The sequence below is a fragment of the Cupriavidus sp. CuC1 genome (assembly GCF_044627735.1).
In the GTDB taxonomy this organism is placed as follows: domain Bacteria; phylum Pseudomonadota; class Gammaproteobacteria; order Burkholderiales; family Burkholderiaceae; genus Cupriavidus; species Cupriavidus ulmosensis.
In genome coordinates, this window is record NZ_JBIUHC010000335.1 from 1 (window position 1) to 2810 (window position 2810).

4 protein-coding genes and 1 pseudogene are annotated in these 2810 nt (G+C 56.6%); 1 reads left to right on the forward strand and 4 read right to left on the reverse strand.

Annotated features, from left to right (window positions below; translation table 11 throughout):
• Positions 1 to 79 precede the first annotated feature (79 nt).
• Positions 80 to 178 (reverse strand): annotated as a pseudogene (locus ACGLHR_RS51295) (LysR family transcriptional regulator); the annotation flags it as partial.
• 55 nt (positions 179 to 233) lie between these two features.
• Between ACGLHR_RS51295 and ACGLHR_RS51300 the strand changes: the two are divergent.
• Positions 234 to 653, forward strand: coding sequence for an MFS transporter (locus tag ACGLHR_RS51300; protein WP_400103743.1), 420 nt, complete (start codon positions 234 to 236; stop codon positions 651 to 653).
• 90 nt (positions 654 to 743) lie between these two features.
• Here ACGLHR_RS51300 and ACGLHR_RS51305 read toward each other — a convergent pair whose 3' ends face one another.
• From ACGLHR_RS51305 to ACGLHR_RS51315, 3 genes are all read right to left on the reverse strand, one after another.
• Positions 744 to 1343: a TMEM175 family protein gene (locus ACGLHR_RS51305; protein ID WP_400103745.1), complete on the reverse strand. Its 600-nt coding sequence runs from the start codon at positions 1341 to 1343 to the stop codon at positions 744 to 746.
• An 8-nt stretch (positions 1344 to 1351) separates the two neighbouring features.
• Positions 1352 to 2065 carry a YoaK family protein gene (locus ACGLHR_RS51310; RefSeq protein ID WP_400103747.1) on the reverse strand — a complete coding sequence of 238 codons (714 nt, stop codon included), beginning with the start codon at positions 2063 to 2065 and terminating at the stop codon, positions 1352 to 1354.
• Between the two features lie 46 nt (positions 2066 to 2111).
• A partial coding sequence (locus ACGLHR_RS51315; RefSeq protein ID WP_400103749.1) for a hydrolase occupies positions 2112 to 2810 on the reverse strand: 699 nt, incomplete at its 5' end.

Genomic DNA, 2810 nt, shown 5'->3' on the forward strand with positions numbered 1-2810 from the left:
GACCCTGGAAGCCGCGCCAGTGCTAGGGGCGACGGTCAGAAATGCCGAAAATCGGGCTCAAACTGTCGAACTCGGGCGGCCTTCCCGTGGGTGTGGCGCGAAGTTCGCGCATCTGGTCGGTCAGATCGTTGACGCGTCCGACGACTTGCGCGCATTCGCGATAGAACGGCGCGTTGATCGCTTCGCTGATGCCCCTTGGTGGTGTGCTCGGCAACCTGTGCGCTGGCTGGCTGATGGACCGATGGACGGCTCGGCGCACCATCACCCTCGCCTTCCTGCTGACTGGTGCCCTTGTGCTCATTGCAGGTCAATGTGCCGGCCACCCCATGCTGCTGGGCATCCTGTTGTTTGCCTCCGGTATTGTCGTGACGGCGCCTGTGACGTCCATGGCCTCGTACGCAGCAGTGCTCTACCCCACCGAAGGCCGCGGCACGGGGGTCGCCTGGATGTTTGGCGTCGGGCGATTCAGCGGCGTCGCAAGCGCTTTCGTGGGCGCCACCCTGTTGGGGCTCGGCTGGACCATCGGCGCTGTCTTCAGCTTGCTGGCTGTTCCATCGCGGATCGCGGCATTCGCCTTCTGGGCCATTGAGCACAATCGATCCAGTCGCGCCCAACATGGAGAAATGAGCCATGAGACGGCAAATCAACGCTGACAGCTAGTCGCGCATGTGATGGGTGCGGAGTTTTTCTGCTGAACTACTGCAAGTGGAGTAGACAGGTTCAAAGAACTACAAAACGCTCACTTATGGCTTCTTGCCCTCTTGCCCCAAAAGATACCTTTCGATTCGCGAATCGGGAAAAAACCAAAATGCAGCCATCGCAATTAGAATAAGTGTTGCTGCAATGCTGCTAAAAAAACTTACCGCGATCGCCAGTGCGTAGACAACCAGAGATAATCTCCCCTTCAGATCTTTGCCAATCGCACCTGCGAGCGAGGAGCCTTTCCCCTCCAATGCCATAATGACACGTTGCAATACCCAATAGGATACGGCACACATGAACAGCACAAAGGCATACAACGCAGTTGGAACTTCCGAGAATTCTGACTTACCAGTCCAGGTGGTGGTTATGGGAATCATCGTCAACCAGAACAACAGATTGAGATTAGCCCACATGACCTTCCCATTGATGCCTCGCACCATCTGGAACAAGTGATGGTGATTATTCCAGTAAATCCCGACGTAAATAAAACTGAGCACATATCCGAAGAAATGATGGGCCTCCGCTTTCACTCCGTTCCAGTTAAATTCGGCGGGAAGCTGAATCTGATAGAGCATCAGCGTCAGGCTCACCGATATGACGCCATCACTGAAGGATTCCAGTCGGCTTTTGTTTATGACCATGGCCTCCCTCAGATGAATTGTTTACGAAAGGACAGGCTGGCCAGATATAAAATTACCAGCGTGAAAGGCAGCACGCTCCAGAATCCAACACGCATGTAAAGCACGGCACCAAGAAACGCGCCCAGGACGAAACCAACTACGATGCTCCCGCTTTTCAGCACGGCCACCCCATGCTCTCGGCTGAGCGTGCGTACGAAATTCGATAAATCGATACCGAACTGAGTGGTATTGCCAGTCATCATGGTGCTGGGGCTGATGTGCTTGATCAACGTCTTGCTCGACGTATTGCGGATTGCCAAGGCCATCAGGCCCAGGCCGCCGGTCAACGCCAGTTCGCCCGCGTCGGGGTCGCGAAGCGGATCGAAGTACAGGCCCACCAGCATGAAGCCCAACAGGAACACAGCCTCCGCCACGAACAGCCAGCCCAGGGTCTTGTGGGACTGGCTACAGCGGTCAATCCACATTTTGGCAAACATGACCGTGGCGATAAATAACGGAATGGCCCCCAGTTTGATCCACATGCCCGCCCCTCCCTTCACGAAGGCCGCGCCGGCCAGCACCAGGTTGCCGGTCACATGGGCGGTGAAAAAGCCGAGCAAAGCGATGAAGCCTATGGTGTCGATGGCCCCTCCCACGATGGTGAGCAGCACTGGCGTGCGGCATTGCGCCCACAAGCTGGTGGCTGAGTTGTCGTGGGGTTGCGAATCGCTGACGGCTGGCATGTCTATATATCCTCCAAAAAGCGTTAAGTGGCCGAATTGAGGACGCTCATGTCGGCTTAATCATGTCACGCGCATATGCGAGGCCCGTGCCATACCCACCACCATGCTCAACCACGATCGAGCGCGCCTTCTCATATGTGTCATGACGAGTCCAGTCTCGCTGGAATTCCAGAAGGAGCTGAAGCCAGGAAGTCATGACTGCGCCAGCGGAAGCCATCCGTCGCAATGCAAGGTCATGGCTCGTCGGTGTCAATCCACCACAAGCATCGGCAACGACATAGACTTGATACCCCTCGGACAGCGCTGAAAGCACCGGGAAACTCACGCAAGCCTCCGTCAACATGCCCGCGATGATCAGCGTACGCCTTCCGGTAGCCGCAATCGCGTCGCGCACCACATCGTCTTCCCAAAGGTTCATGTTGCGGCGTTCAATCGGCGTGACGTTTGGTAGCACTTCCCGAAAAGCCGGCATCAATGGGCCGCTGTACACTTTCGACGCCGAAGTGGAGACCACAACCGGCAAGCCAAAGGCGACCGCCGTCTTCGCGACGGCAAGGCCATTACTGCGCAGAATCTGGGGGTCTTGAGAACCCGCAGCGAACGCAAGGCCTGCCTGTTCATCAACGAGGATCAATGCGCAATCGGCGGGTTCGAGCAACGGTAGTTTGGTAACCGCGCAATTGAGCACACTGTATTGAGAGTCGTTCTCGGCGAACAGGCGGGCTCGGCCGTATTGCGACGATCG